The following is a 22721-nucleotide window of genomic DNA, read 5'->3' on the forward strand; positions in this document are numbered from 1 at the left end:
TCTATTCGTAATGTCTATTTGTTGGCTCATTGCTTGGTAATTCCTCTTATTTCCGGATTAACTCTCGTATATTATTACTTCTGAAATTTTGAATTTTGAATTTTGAATTTTGAATTACATTGCTGCATCCACGCCCTAATTGCTGCTGTCTCATCCACTCCAGTGGCTCTAGCACCAATCACATACTGTTGATATAAAGACGCAGCATAGTTGGGATGGTCACACACAGAATCTGCCCAAGCCAAACACATGGTTTTTACCAACTCATCAACCTTGCTAACATCAAGCTGGCTGGGACGTGAGACCGAATGAAATTGCAACCATTCCTTAACCAACTCCACTGGATAATTAAGCAAGGTGCGAATTTGCTTAACCCGTAAATCTTGATTGAATTCTACTTCGGACGAAGGAACAACAGTAGTTTGTGCTATTGTTGTAGGCTGTTTGACAGTGGGAACAATATCGGATTCAACACAGCAAGATAACCTGGATTGAATGTCGTTAATAATCGTCCCCCAATCCGCATCTTTATTCCATTCACGACGAATTCTCACTTTACTAACAGCATCGTAAAGTTGGCAAAATACCGCATTCTCTTCGCCAGAAATTGCGGCAATTATTAACGGTTTGGAAAAGTCTTGAACAATAGATGCTGCTAAAAGAAACGTTTTAGCAAAATTCGTTTCTATCCCAGTCCTAATAACATAAACTTCGTCCGCCGAGACAACAATATCTAATTTCCTGTTGTCCTTGCCTTTAAACTCTTTAGCTGTCAATCGTAGCTCGGTTAAATATCCGGTTATTCCCCTCTGTGGTACAGGAATCTTTTTATCCTGATTGGTGTCGTAGCGATACCAAACATATGATTCACCATTCAATTCACCTTGATTTACATATAAATAAACAGGCAATGGTGGATTGCACAACCCTAATTTAATTTCACTAATCATTAGAATCCCTCCAATTCATCTTCAACAGTTGTGTCTGCAAAATTTCTTTGAGATTTCGCTTTATTTATTTGGAATTCTGAAGCTTTCAGCACAGGAGTTGCTGCTTGTTTCACGGATTCTTTTGCTTGGAGGTAAAGAAATTCTGCTACTCTATCGGCGTCTTCATCCTCATCAACTTGTGCCCACAATGAACATCCTAAATCTAGCGATTCGTATGCACCAAGATTAAATTTACGACTGTAGGATATTGAGACTGTTGTGATTTTCATGACTGGTTTATTCCCATTTCAATCAACTGCTTAACACACCTCCGAAGCTTCACTCAAATAATGCAGAACATCTTTGCGAGCGGCGTTTTCATTTCTAGATCTGCATCTTCACAATTAGCTAACTCTTGCTATTGTGAATACTGAATAATTGTTTGAATCTTTACATAGCAACCATCAAATTCTTTAAATATTTCAATTGCTTTGATGGTTATACTTAAGACAAGAATAAAACCGCAATTGAGGATGAAATAAGTTTGTTCAGGTGGGCAAGTGACCCACCTTCTTTTATTACGCTGTTAACAACATCACACTTTCTGAGCGCGGTTTATAATCTTTCAACTGCTCCCATTCATCTGTCGTCAATTCCTCAAACGCTTTATCGAGCAACTGTTCACAATCAACAAGGTTCGTCTCAGCATACTTGCTGGGTGTAGCTGGTTCTTTAATTTCTTCCTGGTTGCTGGGTGCTGGCTGCTGGTTGAATTGTTTTGCTGACACCATCGACAATGACCAAACAGCATCAGCAGCACTATCACACGGTACACGTTCTTGATGCTGTGATGAAGCTTGTACAAACCACCATCTTCCGTCGGTGCATCCGACTAAGCCAAGTTTTACCGAGTTGTGGTAAATTCCCGAGTCCAGTAGTTCTAGCCCAAATTTCTCGCATTCGTGGGCAACAGAAGCCATGATTTCGTTACCAGTGGTCGCAGCTGGGACTTCTGCTTCTTGTACTGGCAATTCACCCTGCTTGTAGTGCCATGTGATGTAACTGTGGCACTTCGCCCACGTAAGGGCACGATGAACTTCCACCGAGTTAATAATCACCACCCAACGTTGCGTTTGGAAGTCGTCGTGGTCGTATGTAATTTTGGCTACCAGTTTCTCAAGGGCGTATATCTCATGCTCTCCAAAGCTGATTTCAACGACTCTCAATTCTTCTGGGACTACTGCTGATGCTTGTGCTTCTATGTATTCTTCCAGTTCGGCTTGGGCAACGGCTTGTTCGTCAATATGAACAAACCCGGAGGATTGGTGAGTGATTATTGCATTCACCCAAGTTTCAGTTTCTCTCTTGTCGCTTGTAGGGGTTACGCCCAGGGAGGCTGCAATTTTCTTGAGTTGAGAGAGCTTTAAACCACAAAGGGCTTGCTGTGTATAGATTGGATAAGTCATAATGGAGGTTCCTTTAATTAAGGTCAAAGGGCAATTGTTTAGTTAGCCAGACGAGGCAATTGCCCTTTGTTATTTCATCTTATATGCTTTTTATGGCATTATAAATATATTTTTTTGGCTTGCTAAAAAGTTTTTTTTGGCATAGCATTATGGTGTGAAAACTCAATAGCTAGTGGTAAAGCAATGAAAGTCATTAACCCTAATGGCGGAATTGTGCTATGCCTCTTTAGACTTATAACAGAGACTAAAGAGGAAAAACTTATGGATATGTCTATAATCCACGAAAGAATGCGTGAGCTAGGCATTGACTTGGCAGCACTTAACCGCCGTTTTTGTCAGATCAGGCAAGCTAAAGGCGATGAAAAGGCTACACCAGTCAATCGTCGAAATATGCTTCAAAAAGCATTATCTAATGAAGGGAACCCAACTCTTGAGACATTCCTCGATATAATAGAAGCCTTAGATGGGGAGATATTAATTCAGTGGAGAGATACTAAAGTACGCAAGTTTGGGGAAAGCAAGAATGTTGATGAAAAAGCATCGTAAGTGATCAGCCCTTCGGGCAGGGAACTCTAGAGAGCGGGAAATCCTGCCCCAATCATCGGCATCCTTGTCCTTAAATTGAATATTGTTGAAAAAATAAATATCTGAAACCTTCACTCAAGATAGCAGTACTGCCCAACGTTTTAATGATTTTATAACCAGCACCCAATCGCAAACAGTTCTGATAGCGGCATGGTTGCAATGCCACTCCGCATGTCATGCGTCAAAACTTGGAGGAATTATGGACATCACCAAGAAATGCCTTTGTTCACTGCCACAATGAGTTATTGATACAATTCATGACAAAGAAAGGCAGAGGGCAGGAGGCAGAAGGCAGAAGGCTTCTGACTCCTCCCCTCTAAAAAAAAACTTCAGTTATGGGTTTAAAGCCCATTTATAAAAAAGATGTTTTTCGAGACGCTTTGCGCGAAGAAAAACAGCGTCCTTATTTCAATCCCACTATGAGTAAGGGTGGGTTCCTTCTGCCCTCTGCCCTCTGCCTTCTGCCTTCTGAATTGGCAGCATTTAATTAGAAATAGATAGCCTGTTTTTCTGGCGTTGATTACTACGCTGTTAATTCATACAGCAACCCTGACATATCTAATACCCGTTCAGACCAAACACCAGCTTGTTGTGCCACTTCAGTACGGGTTTTTTCATCTGACCAAATATCATCCCAGCTTAATTCCCACATTGCTAGTTGAACTTGAATATTCACCAATTCCTCTGCATACACTGGTTCAATTTCTGCTGCTGTCCACTCAATAAACCATTTAGTTTCATCAATTACACTACTCACCGCTTCTTTATGAGCAATAAAAGAAAACGACTTAATCCTGGCTAAATTTGAAGCTATATGTCCTAAGCGAATTGATATATTGTCACCTTGGAAGCGTTCTTGTTTTTTATCTAAATTCTGGTTCATAACCACCTATCAAATGTTGAGTAATTTGTGTCACACGTTCTCGAATTGCCGGGTCTTGGATTAACATTGAGCGATTATTCTGGCTGGGGCGAATATTGATAATTGACTCGTAAGCCATTTTTTGTGTAAATGGTACCCAGTCTGCACCCCAAATATCTTTCTGCCTGCTGCCATCTTTCAATAATTCTGCTTCGCACTCGGCGTGTTGTTGTCCTCCTCCTGCAAGAATACCTCTTTCTATATCTACTGCTATTTTGATATAAACTCTCAAAGTTTGCAGCATTTGCTCAACTTGTTCCAACGTTGCTCGTTCCCTAATAATTAGTACCAAATCTTTACTCCAGTACCCATAACTACACGCCTAGAAATTACATTTGCTAACAACCAACAATCAAATATATTGCCATTGTTTTACAGCAATAGTTAAGGAAAATTTCCCCCATGCACGCAATAAGCTGTGATACCCATATCTGCGGAATGTGGGATTTAGATGAAATTTTTTTGTAGAGGTGGTGTAACCAGCTGCACATATAGGGCTGCACCAAGGCATATACGAGTTAAGCATGGTTGTCTAACTCAAACCAAACAACTGCGATCGCTCAACCCAAACGTATTGAAGCGCAAACGTTCTAATGATGGGTGTAACCAGTACTCAATAGCAAACAGTTCTAATGGCAGCATCTTTGCAATGCCCCTGGTTTGTCCAGTGTCAAAACTTGGAGGAACTATGGACGCGATCGCTTTTCACTGATTTCCCGACGTTGAAAATATTAAGTAATGTTTCGCCAACAGTGTTTTCGCTATATTTGCCCCTGATTGGTCGCCGATCACACTTTGAAGGTGATCTGAGTATAGAATTACTAAATTTATTCAGATATTATCAATCACATAATTAATATTATTTCCCTTAAAGATGGCTGGCTCCCCACCTGAGTGCCTACAGTAACCAGAGCGAACTCGCGCTCTTACCGGGACGAGTTTTCCATATTCTTGATTTTGAGAAGTCACTTATGCTGAAGGCAGAGGGCTTTATGACCCCTGCCGTGGGGATTCAAGTAAGGACGCCGTATTTCTTGCGCTGACAAGGGTGAAATACATCTTCTTTTTTAGTGGGCAGCCTACCCACAACGCCCATTTTTGATTGATACTCCTAACATAAGTGCCTTCTGTCTACCGTAGGTAGACGTTCTGCGCCTACTTCTGTGAAGTCGCAGAGCGTCTACGTCCCTGTGCCTTTGTTTGTAAATAATAGAACAATTAATATGCGATCGCTCTTCCTCACCTTACCCCTAGTTACTTTGGGCTGTCTTGCATCTATCAACACCGTTAGAGCGCAAGTGTCAAGCGATGGAAGTTTATCTACTACCGTTTCCAGCCCTGATGGTTCAAATTTTACGATTGATAATGGGTAAGGATTCAGGTGGTGGGGTATTGACAAAAGGGACACAAAGGGTAGAGTATCGCAATCATGAACAAAGACCTGCCACCAGAACTAGATCGAGAAAGACTCAACCAGCTGCCTCAGGAGGAACTGGTAGAAATGATCATTGGGCAGGCGATCGCCTTAGCGCCCTATGCCCCAACCTGCTAAAAGCAGGTTGCCCGCTCGCGAGCGGGGGAGGGCTGTTCTCCAGCCCAGAGGGCATGTACGGGCGATCGCAACTTTCTTATTCACTTCATTGTTAAGTTTTGTTGGTGATTTTGGCACTTAATCGCCTTCAAATCCTTACCATATCAAGCTTTTAGCCTCAAAACACTACTCAGCTTCAAATTGTAACAGTTAGGAAAATTAACTACACCTTTAGACATTTTCTGTCTACTTTCTTCATTTTCTCTGTTAATTTCTGTTGCAATATCAGCCTCTACTACCAGACACTATCCTAAACTTAATCGCTCAAACCCTTACCAAGCTTTCCTTACACCGATTTCCGGTTTTGCTCGCGAAAGATCCGACTAATGCATAGCTATTTGATAAACCAGGATGGTGGTAATGTCTCGTGGGTTGTAGCGAAGCACTACCCATGTTCCCGTATACCCCTCGCTTATGCTCTCCTTTATACGTCAGGTTGGCAAACTGAATGTATCCACCTCGATATACCACCCGCCTTGAGCGTCGCATTAAACAAATATCCAATTCGCGATCGCTTAAAAGCGGTAATTGTGCAATTCGTCCTGCTTCCCACCGTCCGAGGCGAGGAGAGCGAACCAGTTCGTGGATCGAGGCTCTGGTTGTAACGTTCTACAATGTAGCGAACGATCAGTCGCTCTAACTGCTCTAATGTCAAGCTGGCTTCTTTTTCTGCGCCTTTTGGACGACGCTTGACATTGCTACCAGTATATCCAGGCAGTGTCGATAATAATTCAGTGTTGAACGTTCCAAATGGACGCTCGACAATACCTCCTTCGCTTGGGTATCGCCGTTGGCAACTTCTCACCACTCCATCCGGGCGATCGCTGTTTATTTGATCGATTGATAATTATCCTTTGGGACTAACTTGCCTTGCTGAATACGAAAGCACTCGATTAAGCTCTGGGCAAGGTTAGCAAGGTTATCGCGCTCGGTATTTGTCAGAAAAAGAGCATTCGCCTGACTGGGATCGATCTCAGCGACAAACTGACCCTCCCCTGGCATAAGCTTCAAGTTTTCACTCATCGTTTCATGCGGTGTATTGACCGACATGATATTGCCTTGCTCGTCATACGTTACAAATATTCTCATGGCTGTATTCTCCTAGATACCGATTTGACTCATGTACAGGTCGTAATGAATCGTGCTAGAACCCGTGTTAGCGATCTCAATATGCACTTCTCCTTTTGGCGATTCATAAGAGTTTTTGCGAACCTGGTAGTTTACATTGGTGACTGCTGCACTTGCGTAAAGATCTGCCGAGTCGGGAAGAACAGTCACAAGAATAGGTCGAACTGAGAACGAGTAAATCGTATCGCTTGGAGCGTTATACCAGACCCAATATGCCTTTGCCCCTGGTTTAAGATGATAGCCAGTAGCCATCTTTGTTGCCCAAACATTTGCCATAAATAACTCCTTACTTCAACAGGTTTATTTACTAAGTGAATTTCATCTTTATTGGTAAATTTCTTCCCAACATAGGTACAAAACAGCTACAAATCCGACAGTTTTGATTCCTGAAACATTGATCTGACTTTTCACGGAATGTAGAAAAGTCAGCCCTTACATAGAGTTTGTGAACTCAGCTACAAACCTCTCTAAGAGCCCCCTACCCCCTGCTAAGAGCCTCTCCTCACCACCCATATAAATAAATAGATTAATCAATCCATGACTACCATACTCCCAATACAGATGCAAACTCATCAAACCCAGACTTTGCTCGGTTGAATGCGTTCAGGCGTTCAGGCGTGACTTCACTCCAAGGGGGTGCGTCATGCCGCCATCTCAAAACACTCTCGTTGCCAAACAATCATGGAGAGCCCAGAGACAAGTTTCACGACTGCCTTGAAGAATTTCTCGTTTGGCCTGTCTTCTAGTGTTTCAACAATCGCCTGCTTCCACTGTTGACAATACCAAACCCAACAACGCTTTGAGGATGCATTCTGTTGTGGTTCGGGTGTCGGACTGGGTGCGGAGCATAATGAGAACCCAGTTGATTCTGGCTTATTCCAATAAAAGCGGCCATCGTTTGCGTTTATGTCTATAGAGTAAGAAGGAGTCGATGGCCGCGCCGAGGGGGTGTGAGTTAGGGGAACTTCTACCATCTGCTTGTTGAGTGAGGAGCGGTTCTCCTTCTCCCACTGCTGCTGTCTCGCTTTCGCTTCACTCAAACACACAGAACAGGCGTCAGCGATCGCTTTTGTGGCTCTGCGAGTCAGGCATTTATCAATATCTGAGATCAAATCATCAAGTTTTTCTGGGGACTGGGCAGAGTAGTACCTACCCCTATTGTTTCTGGCTCCACTCCTTCTGGTCTTCCTAGCTTCTAAACCAAAGTAATCCAAAAATCGGTCAATCATGGTTTTGACGTGGGTTGCCCTTCCTTGTGTTATTTTGGCTTTCGGTATCCCAGTCAGATTGAAGTACTCTGGCTGCTCGTAATAGTTACTGACAATAGAGAGCACCGCCTCATCTCGGCTAGAGAATTCAGATGCCTCAATTATTTGCCCAACTCCTAGCGCTTTTAGTACGTCTATTTTCGTGGTGCTTGTCTTCCACACATCATCAGGCGTAAAGCCATGCTCAAAGTTGTAGGAGTGCGAATTCTTAAAAACAGCCCTCGCCAATTCTTGATCTTGCAGCTGCATCAATCGCCAGCGTTTGTTGATGAACTGGGGGTCGTCAATCAGTAAAGCTTTGACTAGTTGCGGCGACCAGCTAGGTGTATCCTCAATTCCAGGCAACAGATGTTTCAATCGTGCTTTGGCAATTTGACACTTTTGGTCGTAATTCACATCCTTTTTCATTAATTCCTGCGCTTTTTCCCATTCAATGTCGGGTGAATCGAATATTTTCTTTGCCTCTTTCTCCTTAATTATTTCTTTAGTTTCCTTGACCTGGGAATGCTGCCCTTCGTCGGCTTTTTCAACATGGTCGATGACTATATTACCCGCCTGGGCTAACGCAGTCTTGAGGCACATTTTCAAATTTTGATGCTCGTACTTCAACTGCTTTGCATCCTCCAAACCCGCCAAAAACCAAGGGTCACAGCAGAATTTCTCTTTCATCTCGTCAAACATGTTGTTGACGAAATCGCTGTTGACCAATTGCTCGTCCGCTTCCTTGGCCTGTTCAAGCAACCAATTAATACGCGTGAGCAAAACCTCTTCAACTTGCTTGATGGGATACGGGCATGGGTCTTTGGTGAAGTTGACAAATTCGGGACAAGCCACATAGATAGGCACATCCGTATCTCTCAGCCGACCCGACATCTGAAGTAGTGTATTAATCCCAACGCTTCCCCGCACGTCGAAACATACCACATCAAAATAATCATATAAATCAATCGACAGCCCAGATTCCCCAGAAGGACTAATGCTGTTTGAGTCAAGTTGCTCGGTAACAATAAAATCCTTCGGATTTGACTGGAATTGTTTGGCTAATTCTTCATGACTGGTCTTGCCATCTAACCGATAATGCTTATGACCAATTTTTGACAACATTTCGTCTGCCAGTTCGCAACTTCTTTGAGAATCGCTAATCCAAAGTACTCTCTTGGCTGCCTTGGCTTTTTCTACTAGTTGAGAGGGCAAATATTTTGCACCCATTGTGTATTCTTTTGTGCTGCTTTGCGTCTCCAAAAAAATAAATTTTCTTGGCTTGGTCGAGTAGGTACTGTCTAGTACCTTAATCTTTTTTTCTGGGAATAATGCTCTTAAAAATTCCACTTCCCTATCAGTTACAAACGCATCCATCATGATGGCGAATGCAGAATTTTTAATAGCATTAACATCCCATTCTATTGCTTGCTGCTGTCTGTCTTTTAGTGTTCCTCCTCCCTTTAGATGATTGAAGATTGAACAGACCTCATCATGAATCAGAATGTACTCCGGATGATGCTCTATTACCTTGTCGAATTTCTGAAAACTATCAGCACACCCGCAGTACAGTTTCGTACTATCATCAAGTCTGAAATCAATTCTTTGACCCTGAATTATGTCAAGGGTGTCCTTGATGTGAATGGCGCTAAGTCCTGCACTATTGGCTCTATATACCGTATTCCCCATTAGAGAATTACGGTAACTCACAGCCAATGATACTTTATCTAAGCGTTTCAAAAATTCAATTAGAGCCTGAGTTTTACCTCCTCCCAGTGCTTTGCGAACCACTAAAATATCGCACTCTTTTTCGATTCCTGACGGAATAGACAGCCATTTTTCATGTTGAATAATATCAGCACTTAACTTGACTCTTCTCTTCGCCCAATCTTGAAACTGTTTATTAACAGAGCCTTTTTCTGTGTCAAATACTGCTCTGTATTTTTTGAGAAACGATTCAAGTTTTAAGCATCGAACGATTGACAAATCTTTTAATTCATCAATGTCACCTTGGCTTTTATGGATTTGATTCCATTCAAGCACCTTGATTTGTGAAGATTCAAAATGCTCCTCAAGCCAACTGAAAAGGCGAATTAAGTTTTGAGCAACAGCCTTGTTTAATGTCCAACCCGCATCAGGGATAACATTTATGGGCAGTTCGCCATAAACAGCGATCGCTTGTTTTATGTACTTCTCCAAAAGCTTCGGTGAAGATAGCCACTGTCCTCCCGCCGCGCCAATCACAAGATAATTCAATCTTTGGCTTACCCAAAATGGCTTTGCCCCCACTCCTTCAACAATCGCAATTCCTGAAGGAGCGCCCGACGGGGGATGAAACACCGCCAATGGCAATTCATCTTCTGGTTGCACTTTCAACGTTGCTGTTGAAGGTGTGGACAGCCATTTATAGCGATTTCCATCAATAGGGTTATGTAGTCGCAGTTGTGCCGCAACGATGCGTCCGGTGAAGTCCCGTACTGGGCAGAGGTATCCGCCACCCCCAACCGCTAACGACCGACCATCTTTACTAATTCCCGGTAGTTGTGCATCATATTCTTTGTTTAGCTTCTGCCATTCTCTGACTGATTTGAAGCCACTCAAGGCAATCTCGGAGTCGGTAAAACCGCGTCCTCTCAAGTCGGCTCTTGTTGCTGGGTCAACCTTCAATCCTCTCAAAATTTCGGAGTAGAGGTTATGGCGATCGCTCACCGACAATGCCCGCTCACGTCGTTTGTTCTCGGAGGCTTTGCGCTTGTTGTCGCGTAGTTGCTTTTCTTGTAGACGCCTAGTCTCCCACTCCCGCTTGGCTTGTTCTGATAAATTGCCAGTGTAGGGTTTAAAGCTGGCAGTATGCCCGTTGGATTCCTTGACGCAAATAAACCCGCCAATAACCTCGCCCTTGCGAGCATCTACATAGGTGTGGCACAGAATAAAGTCTTCGTCGGCGGCATTGTACCGACAGGATGCCGAGACTGAATCGCAGACTGGGCAAGCGTTTCCTTTGGTGAAAGGCTTCGGATTAAACATCCTCCACCTCTGTTGCTAAATATTCTGTCACTTCTGCTACTCCGTGTTGGGAATTGGAGTAGCCCCCTATGGTATTGGGGCGTCGAGATTGCTAGCTTAATAGATGAAACTTGTTTATTAGCTGGGTTGTTTCCGCAGCTGGGTGAACGATTACAGTCGTTCTTGGTGTTAGCTAGCAAGCTTGCCCCGAAAGCTTTTGGGAGCTACCCACTTTTTTTGGGAATTCAACAGCGCGATCGCATGATTGTTATCTCTACATTCTGACACTCTGCTAACTGATTGCCAATGTATTGGTCATCAGTATTTATGATAGTTGATGGTCAGTGTACTGATTAGCTGTTATTCTGTAATCAGATCGGCGTTAATGGAGGTTAGTTAAAACAAGACGTGTTAGTAGTTTGGATGGAAGCTTATATTGATATTTCGCGTTGGTGGCCCAAAGCAGAAGATGGTAGCCTTTTGTCTGTCTATGCAGTTCACAAGCAATTTGAGTCCACCCCAAATCAGGTCACTAGACATACCTTAACCGTCGCCCGTGATGGCAAGCTTAAAAAGGCGGATATCGATAATTTGGTCAAACTTGCCAGGATTTGCTCAAAGCTATCTGGTGAGTTAGTGACTATAAATGACATTGTCAAAATTAAAGAGGATTAACCTACAAGTTGCATCATCATTGAGCAGTTGACGCGCTCCCCTTAAACTAAAAATACTGATATGAGGCGTAATTGGATGCCAACCATTGCTCACATTCAGTAGTAGTGCCGCTAAACTCAGCCTCCGCAGGGTGGTCTATTGGGACTACCTCTAGCTCGTAATCTGTATATTGTGCTAGGTCTACCCCGACACTGTGGATGGTTTTTACAACTTCCAAGGCTATAACTTTGTGCGTCAATTGCTGTTGAATTGTTCCCTGAAGTTTGGACAAATCTGTTTTAGAATTCATCTTTTTACCTTTAACTAAACTGTATTGAGTTAAGATGCTTTTGGTGACGGGAGTTGTGAGGAAATATCCTCATTGACACCCAGTCCTCTAATCAGTTCTCGAATTACATCTGTTGCTGTCCTTCCGGTTTGATTACAATACTTTTGGAGTTTTTCGGCTTCCGTTGATGCCAAATTGATGGTGATTCTTTTAGCCGTCCACTTTTTGCTCATAATTGCTAGTATTTAATTTCGTCATTACTTTTAGGCAACAACGGACGATTGAACATGCTGCATCCACGCTCTAATTGCTGCTACCTCCTCCTTTCCAGTGGCTCTAGCATCAACCACATACTGTTGATATGAAGACGCTACATAGTTGGGATGTCCACACACAGAGTCTGCCCAAGCCAAACACATAGTCTTCACAAGTTCATCAACTTTACTAGCATCAAGCTGGCTCGGACGGTCAACGCCCTGAAATTGCAGCCATTCCTTCACTAATTGCACTGGATAATTAAGAAGGGTGCGAATTTGTTTGATTCGCAAATCTTGACAAGTCCTTTGTCGCAAATCGCAAGTCGCAAGTATTGATTCAGTACTTGCGACTTGCGACTTGGTACTTGCGACTTCATTTGATAACCTGGATTGAATGTTATGAATAATTTCTGCCCAATCTGCGTCCTTGTCCCATTCCCGACGAATTCTTACCTTAGTGACAGCATCGTAAAGCTGACAAAAAACCGCATTCTCTTCACCAGAAACTGCGGCAATTATTAACGGTTTAGAAAAGTCAACAACAACAGATGCTGCTAACAAAAATGTTTTGGCGAAATTCGTTTCAACGCCTGTGCGGATAATATAAATTTCGTCCGCCGAGACAACAATATCTAGTTTCATGTTGTCCTTGCCTTTAAACTCTTTAGCAGTCAATCGTAGCTCGGTTAAATATCCGGTTAATCCCCTTTGTTGGACAACAATCTTTTTATCCTGATTGGTATCGTACCTGTACCACACATAACCTTCACCATTCATTTCACCTTGATTTACGTAAAGGTAAATTGGTAACGGGGGATTGCATAAGCCAAGCTTTATTTCAGTTGTGTTCATCATAAGTTAAGCAATATTAATCAGCTGTTTCACTCTCATTGATGTTTGAAGGCTAGAGCACACTTGTTCAAAGCGATCGCCCTTTTCGTTTGGACTACGCTGCTACCAACTCCTCAGTTTCATCCGTTGGTGAATACTCCAAAAGCCGATTCCATTCTGTAGGTGTTAACTGGTCAAAAGGACGGTCTAACAACTGTTCACAACAAACGAGGTTCGTGTCAGCATACTTGCTGGGTGTAGCTGCTTCTTCAATTTCTTCCTGGTTGCTGGGTGCTGGGTGCTGGTTGAATTGTTTTGCTGACACCATCGACAGCGACCAAACAGCATCAGTCACACTATCACACGGCACTCGCTCTTGATGCTGTGACGATGCGAGTACAAACCACCATCTACCGTCGGTGCAACCAACTTCACCAAGTTTTACGTCGTCGTGGAAAATTCCATCTTCGAGTAAGTCAAATCCAAATTTTTCACACTCAGCAGCAATCTTAACCATTACCTCATTACCAGTGGTAGTGGCTGGAACTTCTGCTTCTTGCACTGGTAATTCACCCTGCGTGTAATGCCACGTGATATAACTGTGGCACTTAGCAAAAGTATTTGCACGGTGTACCTCAGCTTCATTAACCTTAACTACCCAACGTTGTGTCTGAAAATCATCCCCGTCATAGGTAATTTTGGCTATCAGCTTTTGACCAGCATAAATCTCGTGGTTATAGAAGCTGATTTCTACTGATGTTAATTCTTCTGGGGCTATTGCTTGAGCCTGTGCTTCTATGTAGTTTTCCAGTTCTGCTTGTGCTTGCGCTTGAGAGTCAATATGAAGAAACTGGGAGGATTGGTGCTCAATAATTGCTTTGACCCAAGTTTGAGTCTCTCTTTTGTCTCCAGTGGGTTTTACACCCAGTGAGGCTGCGATTTTCTTGAGTTGGGAGAGCTTAAGTTCACGAAGGGCTTGCTGTGTATAGATTCGATGAGTCATAATGGAGATTCCTTTAATTAGGGTCAAAGGGCGATCGCAACTAGTTTTCTCAGGACTGGCGATCGCCTTTTGTTGTAATGAGTTCATCTTACCTATTAGCCGATTAATCGACAAGCCATTTAATCATTATAATTCTTGATGGCAAACGCAATTTTAGTCGATTAATTCTATAGGTGATTAATCGATTAATCGCTTAAATAACCATACACTTAAAGAAGTAATCGACAATAAGGGAGTAGGTCATGTTGGCAACCACTTTCATGAGAAAACAACCACCTCCCCCTAAATACACTGCAAGAGATGAAAGAAAGGCGGTACGAATGGCGAAAGTCAAGGTTAGGTGTCGTCTCCAGGATTTACTCGATCAACGAGAAATGACTCGTTCTGCTTTCTCTGAGGCGACTGGTTTAACTGCTGCTGCTGTAAGGGGGCTATGTGAAAATACTGCAAAACGAATTGATATTGATACTCTAAGTGCCTTATGTAGCTTTTTCAACAAAGATTGGCACGAATTGTTTGAGGTTGTGTCTAAAGAGGATTGGGAGGAATGACAACTGACGTTTACTGTCTTAAAAAGACTGTCACAGGTGGCTCCTATATTGGAGCAAAGCGCAGCATAAAAGTCAGATGGATAAAATATCGATGGTTTTTACTTCACATGCATGGTATGCCAAGCAACTGCAAGCTGACGCTCCCTTTGTATAGTCAGCCAGGCTTCGAGTCCAAGTTGCTGGAGGAATACACACCCAACAGTTGCAACAAAAAGACCAACTCCACCGCATATAAACTAAATCCTCAACTTAAAAATATGATTGTCGCTTCGCGCTGCAACACAACCAAACCTTTCACTACTAACCGTCATTAAAGCGGCTTCACAAACAAGCGATCGCCTTTTATAAAGGTCGATCGCCAACGCTTGATTCCTCGCTTTCATAGAGGCTACAGAATTTTTGCACCCGGAAACAGGATTCACAATATTAGAGCCACAAGTTTTACAGACAGTAGTAGGTGGTGCAATGCGCTGCACATATAGGGCTGTACCAAGCGCTTTGACCAGAGCAAACAAAGTTCAGTAAGTTAGGCGAACAACTGCACCACTCGACTCAAACGCAGTGAAGTGCGCCTGACGGTGTGATTTTATAACCAGCACGCATACAGCAATTTGTTATGATGGCGGCATACCTGCAATGCCCCTACGAGTGTCCTGCCTCAAAAATCCACAGTCCGCAACAGGCGTGCGATCGCGCATTCTGATGCCTGCACCCGCCTGCATTGATGGGGTTAGTGGAATGAGCATAACTAACCTCGCAGATTTGTGTGGTACACAACAGCACACAATTACTCAACTACTGAACCGTTTAAGAGATTCTGACCCGAGCGAGCGAACTACCGGAATGCTTGAAACCCGTTTGCTGGTAATAATTGGAGGCTCCTGAGCGAATGATGCTCATGCATTGCTTGTTCTTGTTTGACGAACGGGAACCACTAAATAAAATATCTCAGACATATCTTATCTATTATGGATATTATCTATCCAAAGGCAGAAACGGAATTACACCGTTTGGAGGGATAGCGAGATGTTTAGAGACTGTAGAATCTTGGATGATTTGCCAATCCCACTGCAAAAGTACACAAATGTAGGAGTTTTTGTCTACTTCTGTCGTGGCATATTGTTTATGCCTACAATTCGAGTCATTCCTAGTGGTATTCCCAAAAATATCCTTGAATCTGATAAAGTTTTGCGTCAGACAAATGCTAAAACAATAAAACTATCTAGAGTCCCAAGTATTGGAGAATACATTATTTGGAGAAATCAAAACTTTCAAGTTAAAAAAGTTACTTTTATTACTGATAATTCTATTGATGCAGCTATTGAAATAGAATGGTGTGAAAGTTTATAGAACTTGTAACACTGTAGAAGTTAGTAGCGATAAAGTTTTTAAGGCTCCTCCCTTATATAGTTGATTTTGTTAATTCATGAGTAGATGTGCTTATAATCATTTGCTGCTGATGGTAAACTTGAGGTTGTCCTGTCACAAGTGACTATAGCAGATCCAAGGCTATCCTACAGAGAGCGATCGCCCCTTGCGGAACAAGCGACAAAATTGCCACGAGCGTAGGCTTAAGGGCGTTTTATTCTCCAAAAATTGAGTTATTGTGTATAAAAAAGCCCGCACCGCCACCCCTTTTTCGGGATTATTACGCTTGTTGATATGTATAAGGCGCTTGCCTGCATGTCTAATTGTTTTTGAACCCCAGTTTTCCCTACAACTGGAGAGCAATCGCCCCTTGAAGGCTACCGCCGCAGCAACACCGCACGTACAAACACACATCCAACCAAAAACAAACCCCTCACAGCCCAATCTGGAGGGGTAACAGAGATTCCACACCCGCAACCAAATATAAGCCCCTCACAGCCCAAAACTGGAGGGGTAACAAAGAAAGTGACACAAAAAGCGCCCTACATTTGTAAAAAGGGCGATTCTCTAGAACTACACCTGATTTATAGACATTTTGCTTGAATCTATCTGATGCTGACCCCACCTATGGGCATATAAAAAATGCCCTCTTGGGTTGAGAATTGAAGAAGGCAGAAGGCAGGAGGCAGAAGGCAGAAGGCTTTTTCGTGGGGGATTCAAACCCCCTCTAATTGAAGACCACGCTCATCTATGATTTAGTGGGGGTCTTAAACCCAGTTTGTGGCGGCTGTTGGGCATACCTTAAAACTTTTTTCTTCCCTTCTGCCCTCTGCCCTCTGCCTTCTGCCTTGCCCGAAGGGCAGATAATGAATACGGACGAGTCGTCAGTAGCGCGATCGCTCCTACCAACCACACGCGCCCCTCCCTCTCACACCCTCACATCCCCTCCACGACGCGCGTAGAGGAATGGGGAGGAGGGGGCGATTTAGAGTGCGATCGCACTTAAAGTGCGAGTACCGCGTAGCTTCAGATGCTAGAGTGAGTTACCAGATTCATCTGCCAAAATCATGACTACTGAAATTTACAAAGATTACATCATTGAAAGTGCCATCGATGATTCATTGAGAGCAACCTGGAAATGCAAAATTACAGATTCACGCTTGAGATTTTTTACTGAAGTCAAGGGATGCAATTCTAGGGAATCGGCTTTCACAGTAGCTCGTCAAATCATCGACGCTGAGGAACGTTCGCCTGGAAATACTGACTATCAAGACCCTAAAGAATATCCAGACTTTACTGGGTGAAAGCGCGATCGCAGCTTCACGTTTAATGAATAGTCTGTGGTTATGTTATTTCTAGTAGTTACCAGTATCATAACTATTTGGCTAACTCTGATTGAGTTAATTTTGGTTGACGTATCGTAATCGCGACTGAGCGGTTTTGGCGGTGAACCTCTGTCTACACCGCTATCTACACCATCGTATTGACCGCCGATGTTGCGGGCTATCCTTTTTCTGACACACCCTAGCAGGATTCCATGTGGTTCTCTAAAAATAATTACCTGTAAATATAGAAGGTGCTAGTTTGACGGCAGAGCTAGCAGGATTCCATGTGGTTCTCTAAAAATAATAACGAGCGCCGTCTTCTGGTGATCTGAGCCGCCAACGAGTAAACCCAATACACGGCGTTCGTTATTATCCCTGTTCTGTCACTTTCGGAAAACAATAATCGTAGCGAAACATTGGAACCTTTATCTAATCAAACTTTGAGCCTTTCTTTTCTAATAGAAACTAAAATTTCTAGCTAAAAGCTGAAAAGTAAAGCTCCGAAAGGCTTTCAGGAATTGGCTTTTCCCAGTTTGACATAAGAGGGTTATTTATGAGTAAGTGCTTATCAACTCGAAATCGATTTTCATACTACATTCACACTACAAAGATTTCGGGTTTATTGACAAAATTATTGCCCGATTGAGAATTACCCCCCTCTCTAAATATATAGAAAGTCATTTTTTAGGGGGGGGTCTATAGTATTTTTACTCACTGGTTTTTGAAACTAACTAGATTTCTCATTTGGCTTTGTAGCATGTAGTGAGGTGGCATCCGGAGGACATGGGACGCGTACGCTCGTTGCACCGCTTGGACTGCCCCAACTAGTAAATTGCCGCCGTCGTTGCCGCGATCGCGCACCAATGGCTATTGACCTGTGATTGGGGCGTATACCAACACATCACCCACGCGCTACAATCCCCTACGCTGAGTTGCGGAATTTCATGACGGCAACCAAATATAAGCCCCTCCACAAGCCATGTGGAGGGGTAACAAAGAAAGTGACACAAAAAGCGCCCTACATTTGTAAAAAGGGCGATTTTCTAGAACTACACCTGATTTATAGACATTTTGCTTGAATCTGTCTGATGCTATCCCTACCTATGGGTATATAAAATGCCTTGGGTTGAGAAGTTTCCGCATTCGCTTACACCAGATTACAGGTGCAAACACATGCACGCACAAAAAGCCCCTCACAGCGCATTCACAGAGGGGCTATTAAGCAAGGGGCGGGGCGGGCGATAAAGGGCGGTAGTGACGGAACAATAAAATCTGTCAAGCTGTCTTTTAGGCTACTTTAATATACTCTTGAAAGCATATGTATTTGAACGCATAATTATAAATGAACTGGGTTGTTGAATTTCATGAGGATTTTGAGCCTGAGTTTGACAATTTACCAGAGTCGGTGCAGGATGAATTGCTTGCCCATTCTGGTCTGTTAGAGACTTTTGGCCNTCAACTAGNGCGTCNACAAGTTGATACACTCAAAGGCTCTAAATATTCCAACATGAAAGAACTGCGGTTTGAAGCAGCAGATGGTGTGTGGCGTGTAGCGTTTGCTTTTGATCCAAAACGGCGTGCCATCTTATTAATAGCTGGTGACAAGTCTGGCATGAGTCAGACTCGTTTCTACAAGCAACTTATAAAAAAAGCTGACGCCCGGTTTAGTTCGCACTTAGCCCAGTTGGAGATTCAGCAAGAGGGAGAGTGAATTACCTATGGCGACAACTTTGAAAGAAAAATTAACTAAATTATCACCGGATCGTCAAAAAAAGATTGAAGCACGAACCGCAGAGCTTGTGTCTGAAGAAATGACCAGGCAAGAACTAAGGCAATCACTAAAATTTACTCAAGATCAAATAGCGCAAATTCTTCAGATCGATCAAGGGAATGTTTCTCGAATTGAGCAACGTACTGATTTAATGCTTTCTACTTTACGTAAGTATATTGAAGCTATGGGAGGCGAACTACAGATTGCTGTTAAACTCCCCAATGGTCAAATTGTTACTCTAGTAGGAATTTTTGAGACTGAAGACTCTGAGGAAAAATCTTCCATAACCGAAAATCTAATTCATTAACCTGTGCTAAATTCATCCCTAAAAAAGGAATAAGCTAAGGTGAGTCAGCCAGAATTTATCTCTGGTTTGGAACTAAACCGCCGATTTTATTTTGAGGCAGTGCGCCCAATTTTGAATACGCACTTTCCAAATTTACCCCACACTGCTGCGTATATCGGCACAGGTAGTGATGTTTTAGGGTTTGATACGCCGATGTCAACTGACCATGATTGGCGTCCAGCCGTAACCATTTTTCTGCGTTCACAAGATTTACACTATGCAGAAAACATCCACGAAGTGATGAGTTATAATTTACCTCATCTTTTTTACGGCTATCCGACTAATTCCGTTCAAGCACCTGATGAATCCCAAGGAACTTATGTGATGCAGGAGACTACGGAATATCCTATCAACCATTCAGTTTGGGCGCTGACGTTGCGGGATTTTTTCTGGGAGTACTTGTGCTGGGACATAGAAGTGCTGCTAACAATAGGGGATTGGCTAACAATTGGGTCACAAGAACTGCGTTCTGTCACAGGGGGTGCTGTATATCACGATGCCATAGGAGAATTAACGCACATACGCAAGCAGTTATCTTGGTATCCCCATGATTTGTGGTTGTATTTACTGGCTGCTGTTTGGTGGCGTATCGAAAACGAAGAACATTTGATGGGACGTGCTGGTTATGTTGACGACGAACTTGGTTCATCCATTATTGGTGCGCGGCTAGTACGTGATTTGATGAGCTTGTGTTTTTTGATGGAAAAGCAGTACGCGCCATATCCCAAATGGTTCGGCTCTGCATTCAAGCAATTGAAATGTGCTGCACAACTAACGCCAATTTTGTGGCAAGTACAGCGTGCCCAAACTTGGCAACAACGAGAAAATGCTCTAAAAGGGGCATATTCATTTGTAGCGCGAATGCATAACACCCTTGGCATCACACAAAAGCTGCCAGAAACTGTATCAAACTTCCGCAAAACTCGACCCTTCCAAGTAATTCATGGTGATGTTTTCGCCAACGCGATTGTATCGCAAATCAAAGATGAAGCTGTTAAACGCCTAACAGAGCGTCCAATCATTGGCAGTATTGACTTATTTAGTGATAACAGCAATTTGCGATCGCAGATTATCTGGCGTTCAAAACTTCTCACCTTGTATCAATAGCTGAGGGCAGTTATACAGCGCTCCCTAGTTATAACCGGATGCCTGACAAAAGCGCGTACGCTGCGGGCGCGGGCGCGGGCGCGGGAGCGCCCGGAGCGGCTTCACGTTTTAACGAATAGGGGTAGTGTTACGGTCTTCAAGGGGCGTACTACATCATGCAAATCCGCTTGCAGCTTGAGTTTCACAGGCAATCGCCTGCGGTCAAATAGCGGCGGATCGCGGTCAGTTTTCGTGAAACGCGACATGCGGGCTAACCTTTTTCTGACACACCCAAGATCGCGATCGCGCCTACTGGACATCCGCTATAGCTTCACCAAAATCAGAAAAGAACCAAACCTGCGGTCAAATAGCGTGTCACAGTCTTCAAGGAGCGTACTACATGATGCAAATCCGCTCCCTGCTTGAGTTTCACCCTTAAATTAACTGCGGTCAAATAGCGGCGGATCGCGGTCAGTTTTCGTGAAACGCGACAATAAGTTATACTTAATTATTAGTTAGGGTGCAAGTATAAGTTTTGCTATTCCTAACTTTAAAAAACAACAAAAGCGACTTTAAGCAAAGTTGCTCAGAAACGATCCTACTTTGTGTTGACTTGACTGTTTGGAACAAGCTTTTAACAGTAACTTCTTTGATGCACAATTCTCAAGAATCACCAAATCCTAAGCAACTAGCCAAACTAATAAAGCAACTTAATCCACAAGATCAGTTACGCTTGCTTAAAGAGTTAGCTGGTGTGTTAAGCCCTAGTATGCTTGAAGCTATGAAGACTGAGGCCGAGCAGGCATGGGTACTCTCTAGGCTGGATGGAACCGAAGAGCTGGCAGAACTAGATCTGCGACCAGCTGAACATTTTGAAATTAAAGAAATCAAGCATAAACATTATGCGTATATACGATGGCGAGAAGATGGACGGCACAAATCTCAGTATTTAGGACCAATGCCCTTCCTGCCTGGTCATACATATACACTTACCAATAAACAAAATGGCAACACAAAAACCATAACTTCACTTGGCTTAGAAATAGAGAATAACCAAATTTACCTCAAGGTTCAAATCTTAAAACCCGTTCATACTATTAGAAGTTATCCTTATCCAGAATGCTTGGACACGATATTCAGCAAAAAAGAGTGGACAGTTCAGCAGGCAACCTCTCCCCTTACTGAAAGGGAAGAAACACTCAACCCTAAGCCCTCCAACCCACAAGACGCTACTACCCCACCTATTAAACCAAAACGGCATTAAACCAAAACGGCACTATCCACTTTCTGAATCATAACGCTCTTGTGAGAAACTTTTTGCTCCACCTGTAAAGGCTGGAAACACCAAAAATGGTTAAAATTTATGCGATCTAGAAATTTGCACTCATATCAATACTGCCTAGAGTCAATATCAACTCTAGAGCCAAAGAATGATGAGATCCCCTGACCTGGGCTGGTCTTGTTAGATGAGCAAAGTTTAAAGCTGTTTCAATTTCATCTAAAATACTGCCATTCTGGGATTTTTTTTGAGGTAGAACTTTTGCTACTCGTTTGAGCCGATCACCTAAATAATTCAATTTGATGCGAATTGTTTCTTCGGTTGGTAACTGTTCGTCACTATAATCAAACTTCTCAATTAATAGCTTTCGTACTTCACTTGCAGTTAGGCGTGTATACAGGTGGATTTAGTTTAAGAGTCATCAGAAGAAAAAATTGGGGTAAGAAAGATACAAGAAAACAAGTTACAGGACAAAGGAGAAGAGGAAGAGTAAATATTATGGGAGGTTTACGCTATCATGACAAGAAGAGAATAAATTTTGTAATTAAAAAAGGAAATGCAGATGTATTTTATGAACAGATTAAATCCTTGAACAATTTTCTGTTACAAGAATGGGTAGAGCAAGGAAAATCAATTGAATAATTTAAGGATAGTTCGGCAAAAATAGTTATTATCTTAGATAATGCTAGCTTTCATAAAAGAAAAGATATTTTAGATAAAATTGAGTCATAAATGCCAAATATTATCCTAGAATTTTTACCAGAGTATAGTCCAAATTATAATTTGATTGAATTGGTTTGGCATTCAGCAAAAGAATATATAGCTCATAGATTGTTCGAGTCTGTATCACAGCTAGAAGAATTGTTAAATAAATTGCTTAATGAAGGTGGTCTTATTATTAAGTGGGAGCGTAATACCCCGGTTGAATCCACCACTACATGTACAGCCTTATCCCTCGCGATGACCCCAAGGGTCATCGCATTGGGGAAAATGGATAAAGTCGAGCATAGTGCCAATATGCTTATCTCCCTTCTTAAAAAAATCGGAGAACATAATAGCTAATATGGTTAAATAGTACGCCAGTAAG

The 22721-nt window shown here is 42.8% G+C and carries 29 protein-coding genes and 2 pseudogenes; 13 read left to right on the top strand and 18 right to left on the bottom strand.

What is annotated here, in order from left to right; genetic code table 11:
- Window positions 1-74: 74 nt before the first annotated feature.
- The 3 genes from FIS9605_RS0100235 to FIS9605_RS0100245 all read right to left on the bottom strand — a co-directional run bounded on the left by FIS9605_RS0100235 (window position 75) and on the right by FIS9605_RS0100245 (window position 2395).
- Window positions 75-950 carry a hypothetical protein gene (locus FIS9605_RS0100235; RefSeq protein WP_026730793.1) on the bottom strand — a complete coding sequence of 292 codons (876 nt, stop codon included), beginning with the start codon at window positions 948-950 and terminating at the stop codon, window positions 75-77.
- Window positions 950-1219 carry a hypothetical protein gene (locus FIS9605_RS0100240; protein ID WP_026730794.1) on the bottom strand — a complete coding sequence of 90 codons (270 nt, stop codon included), beginning with the start codon at window positions 1217-1219 and terminating at the stop codon, window positions 950-952. Before FIS9605_RS0100240 ends, FIS9605_RS0100235 begins: the two co-directional genes overlap by 1 nt.
- A 288-nt stretch (window positions 1220-1507) precedes the next feature.
- Window positions 1508-2395: a hypothetical protein gene (locus FIS9605_RS0100245; RefSeq protein WP_051469887.1), complete on the bottom strand. Its 888-nt coding sequence runs from the start codon at window positions 2393-2395 to the stop codon at window positions 1508-1510.
- Window positions 2396-2656: 261 nt separating this feature from the next.
- Here FIS9605_RS0100245 and FIS9605_RS0100250 point away from each other — a divergent pair, with 261 nt between their 5' ends.
- Entirely contained in the window at window positions 2657-2941 is a 285-nt protein-coding gene (locus FIS9605_RS0100250; protein ID WP_197035971.1) for a hypothetical protein, read from the top strand.
- 562 nt (window positions 2942-3503) lie between these two features.
- On the opposite strand, the gene FIS9605_RS0100260 is transcribed toward FIS9605_RS0100250, so the two are convergent.
- Window positions 3504-3863: a hypothetical protein gene (locus FIS9605_RS0100260; protein WP_026730797.1), complete on the bottom strand. Its 360-nt coding sequence runs from the start codon at window positions 3861-3863 to the stop codon at window positions 3504-3506.
- Complete coding sequence (locus FIS9605_RS0100265; protein WP_026730798.1) at window positions 3844-4194, bottom strand: DUF5674 family protein; 351 nt, start codon at window positions 4192-4194, stop codon at window positions 3844-3846. The genes FIS9605_RS0100260 and FIS9605_RS0100265 overlap by 20 nt, the downstream gene beginning before the upstream one ends.
- A gap of 871 nt (window positions 4195-5065) precedes the next feature.
- Here FIS9605_RS0100265 and FIS9605_RS42145 point away from each other — a divergent pair.
- Window positions 5066-5275 carry a hypothetical protein gene (locus tag FIS9605_RS42145; protein ID WP_155960310.1) on the top strand — a complete coding sequence of 70 codons (210 nt, stop codon included), beginning with the start codon at window positions 5066-5068 and terminating at the stop codon, window positions 5273-5275.
- A gap of 56 nt (window positions 5276-5331) precedes the next feature.
- Window positions 5332-5454 carry a hypothetical protein gene (locus FIS9605_RS45935; protein WP_269320996.1) on the top strand — a complete coding sequence of 41 codons (123 nt, stop codon included), beginning with the start codon at window positions 5332-5334 and terminating at the stop codon, window positions 5452-5454.
- Window positions 5455-5816: 362 nt separating this feature from the next.
- Here the strand turns inward: FIS9605_RS45935 and FIS9605_RS46500 are convergent, their stop codons facing one another.
- The 5 genes from FIS9605_RS46500 to FIS9605_RS0100290 all read right to left on the bottom strand — a co-directional run bounded on the left by FIS9605_RS46500 (window position 5817) and on the right by FIS9605_RS0100290 (window position 10895).
- Window positions 5817-5879, bottom strand: coding sequence for a hypothetical protein (locus FIS9605_RS46500; protein ID WP_442854679.1), 63 nt, complete (start codon window positions 5877-5879; stop codon window positions 5817-5819).
- A 38-nt stretch (window positions 5880-5917) separates the two neighbouring features.
- Window positions 5918-6298 (bottom strand): hypothetical protein, encoded by a 381-nt coding sequence (locus tag FIS9605_RS40455; protein ID WP_231510190.1) that lies wholly within the window; start codon window positions 6296-6298, stop codon window positions 5918-5920.
- A gap of 23 nt (window positions 6299-6321) precedes the next feature.
- Entirely contained in the window at window positions 6322-6582 is a 261-nt protein-coding gene (locus FIS9605_RS0100275) for a hypothetical protein (RefSeq protein WP_026730799.1), read from the bottom strand.
- A gap of 12 nt (window positions 6583-6594) precedes the next feature.
- Entirely contained in the window at window positions 6595-6897 is a 303-nt protein-coding gene (locus tag FIS9605_RS0100280) for a hypothetical protein (RefSeq protein ID WP_026730800.1), read from the bottom strand.
- Window positions 6898-7262: 365 nt separating this feature from the next.
- Window positions 7263-10895 carry a hypothetical protein gene (locus tag FIS9605_RS0100290; RefSeq protein WP_026730801.1) on the bottom strand — a complete coding sequence of 1211 codons (3633 nt, stop codon included), beginning with the start codon at window positions 10893-10895 and terminating at the stop codon, window positions 7263-7265.
- A 402-nt stretch (window positions 10896-11297) separates the two neighbouring features.
- Between FIS9605_RS0100290 and FIS9605_RS0100300 the strand changes: the two genes are divergently transcribed.
- Window positions 11298-11549 carry a hypothetical protein gene (locus tag FIS9605_RS0100300; RefSeq protein ID WP_026730803.1) on the top strand — a complete coding sequence of 84 codons (252 nt, stop codon included), beginning with the start codon at window positions 11298-11300 and terminating at the stop codon, window positions 11547-11549.
- A 46-nt stretch (window positions 11550-11595) separates the two neighbouring features.
- Here FIS9605_RS0100300 and FIS9605_RS0100305 read toward each other — a convergent pair whose 3' ends face one another.
- The 4 genes from FIS9605_RS0100305 to FIS9605_RS0100320 all read right to left on the bottom strand — a co-directional run bounded on the left by FIS9605_RS0100305 (window position 11596) and on the right by FIS9605_RS0100320 (window position 13995).
- Window positions 11596-11838, bottom strand: coding sequence for a hypothetical protein (locus FIS9605_RS0100305; RefSeq protein WP_026730804.1), 243 nt, complete (start codon window positions 11836-11838; stop codon window positions 11596-11598).
- A gap of 29 nt (window positions 11839-11867) precedes the next feature.
- On the bottom strand, window positions 11868-12050 hold the full coding sequence (locus FIS9605_RS0100310) for a RepB family protein (RefSeq protein WP_082209706.1): 183 nt from the start codon (window positions 12048-12050) through the stop codon (window positions 11868-11870).
- Between the two features lie 30 nt (window positions 12051-12080).
- Window positions 12081-12929, bottom strand: a complete 849-nt coding sequence (locus FIS9605_RS0100315) for a hypothetical protein (protein ID WP_026730806.1) — start codon at window positions 12927-12929, stop codon at window positions 12081-12083.
- A 91-nt stretch (window positions 12930-13020) separates the two neighbouring features.
- Entirely contained in the window at window positions 13021-13995 is a 975-nt protein-coding gene (locus FIS9605_RS0100320) for a hypothetical protein (RefSeq protein WP_063748439.1), read from the bottom strand.
- 155 nt (window positions 13996-14150) lie between these two features.
- On the opposite strand from FIS9605_RS0100320, the gene FIS9605_RS0100325 reads away from it, so the two are divergent.
- Window positions 14151-14459 (top strand): helix-turn-helix domain-containing protein, encoded by a 309-nt coding sequence (locus FIS9605_RS0100325; protein ID WP_051469888.1) that lies wholly within the window; start codon window positions 14151-14153, stop codon window positions 14457-14459.
- Window positions 14460-14695: 236 nt separating this feature from the next.
- Here the strand turns inward: FIS9605_RS0100325 and FIS9605_RS46505 are convergent, their stop codons facing one another.
- Window positions 14696-14842: a hypothetical protein gene (locus FIS9605_RS46505; RefSeq protein WP_155960311.1), complete on the bottom strand. Its 147-nt coding sequence runs from the start codon at window positions 14840-14842 to the stop codon at window positions 14696-14698.
- Between the two features lie 253 nt (window positions 14843-15095).
- Between FIS9605_RS46505 and FIS9605_RS42155 the strand changes: the two genes are divergently transcribed.
- Together FIS9605_RS42155 and FIS9605_RS0100330 are read left to right on the top strand one after the other, a co-directional pair.
- Window positions 15096-15344, top strand: coding sequence for a hypothetical protein (locus tag FIS9605_RS42155; RefSeq protein ID WP_155960312.1), 249 nt, complete (start codon window positions 15096-15098; stop codon window positions 15342-15344).
- 141 nt (window positions 15345-15485) lie between these two features.
- Window positions 15486-15809, top strand: a complete 324-nt coding sequence (locus FIS9605_RS0100330) for a hypothetical protein (protein ID WP_026730809.1) — start codon at window positions 15486-15488, stop codon at window positions 15807-15809.
- A 159-nt stretch (window positions 15810-15968) separates the two neighbouring features.
- On the opposite strand, the gene FIS9605_RS42160 is transcribed toward FIS9605_RS0100330, so the two are convergent.
- The gene (locus FIS9605_RS42160; RefSeq protein ID WP_155960314.1) at window positions 15969-16241 is read right to left on the bottom strand and encodes a hypothetical protein; all 273 of its coding nucleotides are present in this window, start codon (window positions 16239-16241) and stop codon (window positions 15969-15971) included.
- 653 nt (window positions 16242-16894) lie between these two features.
- On the opposite strand from FIS9605_RS42160, the gene FIS9605_RS0100335 reads away from it, so the two are divergent.
- From FIS9605_RS0100335 to FIS9605_RS35865, 4 genes are all read left to right on the top strand, one after another.
- On the top strand, window positions 16895-17131 hold the full coding sequence (locus FIS9605_RS0100335) for a hypothetical protein (RefSeq protein ID WP_026730810.1): 237 nt from the start codon (window positions 16895-16897) through the stop codon (window positions 17129-17131).
- A 1363-nt stretch (window positions 17132-18494) separates the two neighbouring features.
- Complete coding sequence (locus tag FIS9605_RS0100340; RefSeq protein WP_026730811.1) at window positions 18495-18863, top strand: type II toxin-antitoxin system RelE/ParE family toxin; 369 nt, start codon at window positions 18495-18497, stop codon at window positions 18861-18863.
- Window positions 18864-18870: 7 nt separating this feature from the next.
- On the top strand, window positions 18871-19230 hold the full coding sequence (locus tag FIS9605_RS0100345) for an XRE family transcriptional regulator (protein WP_026730812.1): 360 nt from the start codon (window positions 18871-18873) through the stop codon (window positions 19228-19230).
- Window positions 19231-19269: 39 nt separating this feature from the next.
- Window positions 19270-20376, top strand: coding sequence for a DUF4037 domain-containing protein (locus FIS9605_RS35865; protein WP_063748440.1), 1107 nt, complete (start codon window positions 19270-19272; stop codon window positions 20374-20376).
- 101 nt (window positions 20377-20477) lie between these two features.
- On the opposite strand, the gene FIS9605_RS42165 is transcribed toward FIS9605_RS35865, so the two are convergent.
- A complete protein-coding gene (locus FIS9605_RS42165) occupies window positions 20478-20621 on the bottom strand; it encodes a hypothetical protein (RefSeq protein WP_442854678.1) in 144 nt (47 codons plus the stop codon).
- Window positions 20622-20968: 347 nt separating this feature from the next.
- Here FIS9605_RS42165 and FIS9605_RS0100355 point away from each other — a divergent pair, with 347 nt between their 5' ends.
- On the top strand, window positions 20969-21619 hold the full coding sequence (locus tag FIS9605_RS0100355; RefSeq protein ID WP_026730813.1) for a hypothetical protein: 651 nt from the start codon (window positions 20969-20971) through the stop codon (window positions 21617-21619).
- Window positions 21620-21845: 226 nt separating this feature from the next.
- Here FIS9605_RS0100355 and FIS9605_RS44805 read toward each other — a convergent pair.
- Window positions 21846-22034: pseudogene (locus FIS9605_RS44805) on the bottom strand (ISAzo13-like element ISMae28 family transposase); the annotation flags it as partial.
- On the opposite strand from FIS9605_RS44805, the pseudogene FIS9605_RS40465 reads away from it, so the two are divergent.
- Window positions 22031-22546 (top strand): annotated as a pseudogene (locus tag FIS9605_RS40465) (IS630 family transposase); the annotation flags it as partial. The pseudogenes FIS9605_RS44805 and FIS9605_RS40465 overlap by 4 nt on opposite strands.
- Between the last annotated feature and the right edge of the window lie 175 nt (window positions 22547-22721).

Source organism: Fischerella sp. PCC 9605, assembly GCF_000517105.1.
GTDB lineage: Bacteria > Cyanobacteriota > Cyanobacteriia > Cyanobacteriales > Nostocaceae > PCC9605.

What these genes read in the sequence shown, in the direction of transcription:
- FIS9605_RS0100320 (WP_063748439.1), bottom strand. Translation starts at nt 13,995, where the DNA reads ATGAACTCATTACAACAAAAGGCGATCGCCAGTCCTGAGAAAACTAGT.
- FIS9605_RS42160 (WP_155960314.1), bottom strand. Translation starts at nt 16,241, where the DNA reads ATGTGTGTTTGTACGTGCGGTGTTGCTGCGGCGGTAGCCTTCAAGGGG.
- FIS9605_RS0100260 (WP_026730797.1), bottom strand. Translation starts at nt 3,863, where the DNA reads ATGAACCAGAATTTAGATAAAAAACAAGAACGCTTCCAAGGTGACAAT.
- FIS9605_RS0100305 (WP_026730804.1), bottom strand. Translation starts at nt 11,838, where the DNA reads ATGAATTCTAAAACAGATTTGTCCAAACTTCAGGGAACAATTCAACAG.
- FIS9605_RS0100290 (WP_026730801.1), bottom strand. Translation starts at nt 10,895, where the DNA reads ATGTTTAATCCGAAGCCTTTCACCAAAGGAAACGCTTGCCCAGTCTGC.
- FIS9605_RS0100245 (WP_051469887.1), bottom strand. Translation starts at nt 2,395, where the DNA reads ATGACTTATCCAATCTATACACAGCAAGCCCTTTGTGGTTTAAAGCTC.
- FIS9605_RS0100325 (WP_051469888.1), top strand. Translation starts at nt 14,151, where the DNA reads ATGTTGGCAACCACTTTCATGAGAAAACAACCACCTCCCCCTAAATAC.
- FIS9605_RS0100275 (WP_026730799.1), bottom strand. Translation starts at nt 6,582, where the DNA reads ATGAGAATATTTGTAACGTATGACGAGCAAGGCAATATCATGTCGGTC.
- FIS9605_RS0100250 (WP_197035971.1), top strand. Translation starts at nt 2,657, where the DNA reads ATGGATATGTCTATAATCCACGAAAGAATGCGTGAGCTAGGCATTGAC.
- FIS9605_RS0100330 (WP_026730809.1), top strand. Translation starts at nt 15,486, where the DNA reads ATGTTTAGAGACTGTAGAATCTTGGATGATTTGCCAATCCCACTGCAA.
- FIS9605_RS42165 (WP_442854678.1), bottom strand. Translation starts at nt 20,621, where the DNA reads ATGTCGCGTTTCACGAAAACTGACCGCGATCCGCCGCTATTTGACCGC.
- FIS9605_RS0100300 (WP_026730803.1), top strand. Translation starts at nt 11,298, where the DNA reads ATGGAAGCTTATATTGATATTTCGCGTTGGTGGCCCAAAGCAGAAGAT.
- FIS9605_RS0100345 (WP_026730812.1), top strand. Translation starts at nt 18,871, where the DNA reads ATGGCGACAACTTTGAAAGAAAAATTAACTAAATTATCACCGGATCGT.
- FIS9605_RS0100235 (WP_026730793.1), bottom strand. Translation starts at nt 950, where the DNA reads ATGATTAGTGAAATTAAATTAGGGTTGTGCAATCCACCATTGCCTGTT.
- FIS9605_RS46505 (WP_155960311.1), bottom strand. Translation starts at nt 14,842, where the DNA reads ATGAAAGCGAGGAATCAAGCGTTGGCGATCGACCTTTATAAAAGGCGA.
- FIS9605_RS0100240 (WP_026730794.1), bottom strand. Translation starts at nt 1,219, where the DNA reads ATGAAAATCACAACAGTCTCAATATCCTACAGTCGTAAATTTAATCTT.
- FIS9605_RS0100280 (WP_026730800.1), bottom strand. Translation starts at nt 6,897, where the DNA reads ATGGCAAATGTTTGGGCAACAAAGATGGCTACTGGCTATCATCTTAAA.
- FIS9605_RS45935 (WP_269320996.1), top strand. Translation starts at nt 5,332, where the DNA reads ATGAACAAAGACCTGCCACCAGAACTAGATCGAGAAAGACTCAACCAG.
- FIS9605_RS0100335 (WP_026730810.1), top strand. Translation starts at nt 16,895, where the DNA reads ATGACTACTGAAATTTACAAAGATTACATCATTGAAAGTGCCATCGAT.
- FIS9605_RS0100310 (WP_082209706.1), bottom strand. Translation starts at nt 12,050, where the DNA reads ATGAGCAAAAAGTGGACGGCTAAAAGAATCACCATCAATTTGGCATCA.
- FIS9605_RS0100315 (WP_026730806.1), bottom strand. Translation starts at nt 12,929, where the DNA reads ATGATGAACACAACTGAAATAAAGCTTGGCTTATGCAATCCCCCGTTA.
- FIS9605_RS42155 (WP_155960312.1), top strand. Translation starts at nt 15,096, where the DNA reads ATGCCCCTACGAGTGTCCTGCCTCAAAAATCCACAGTCCGCAACAGGC.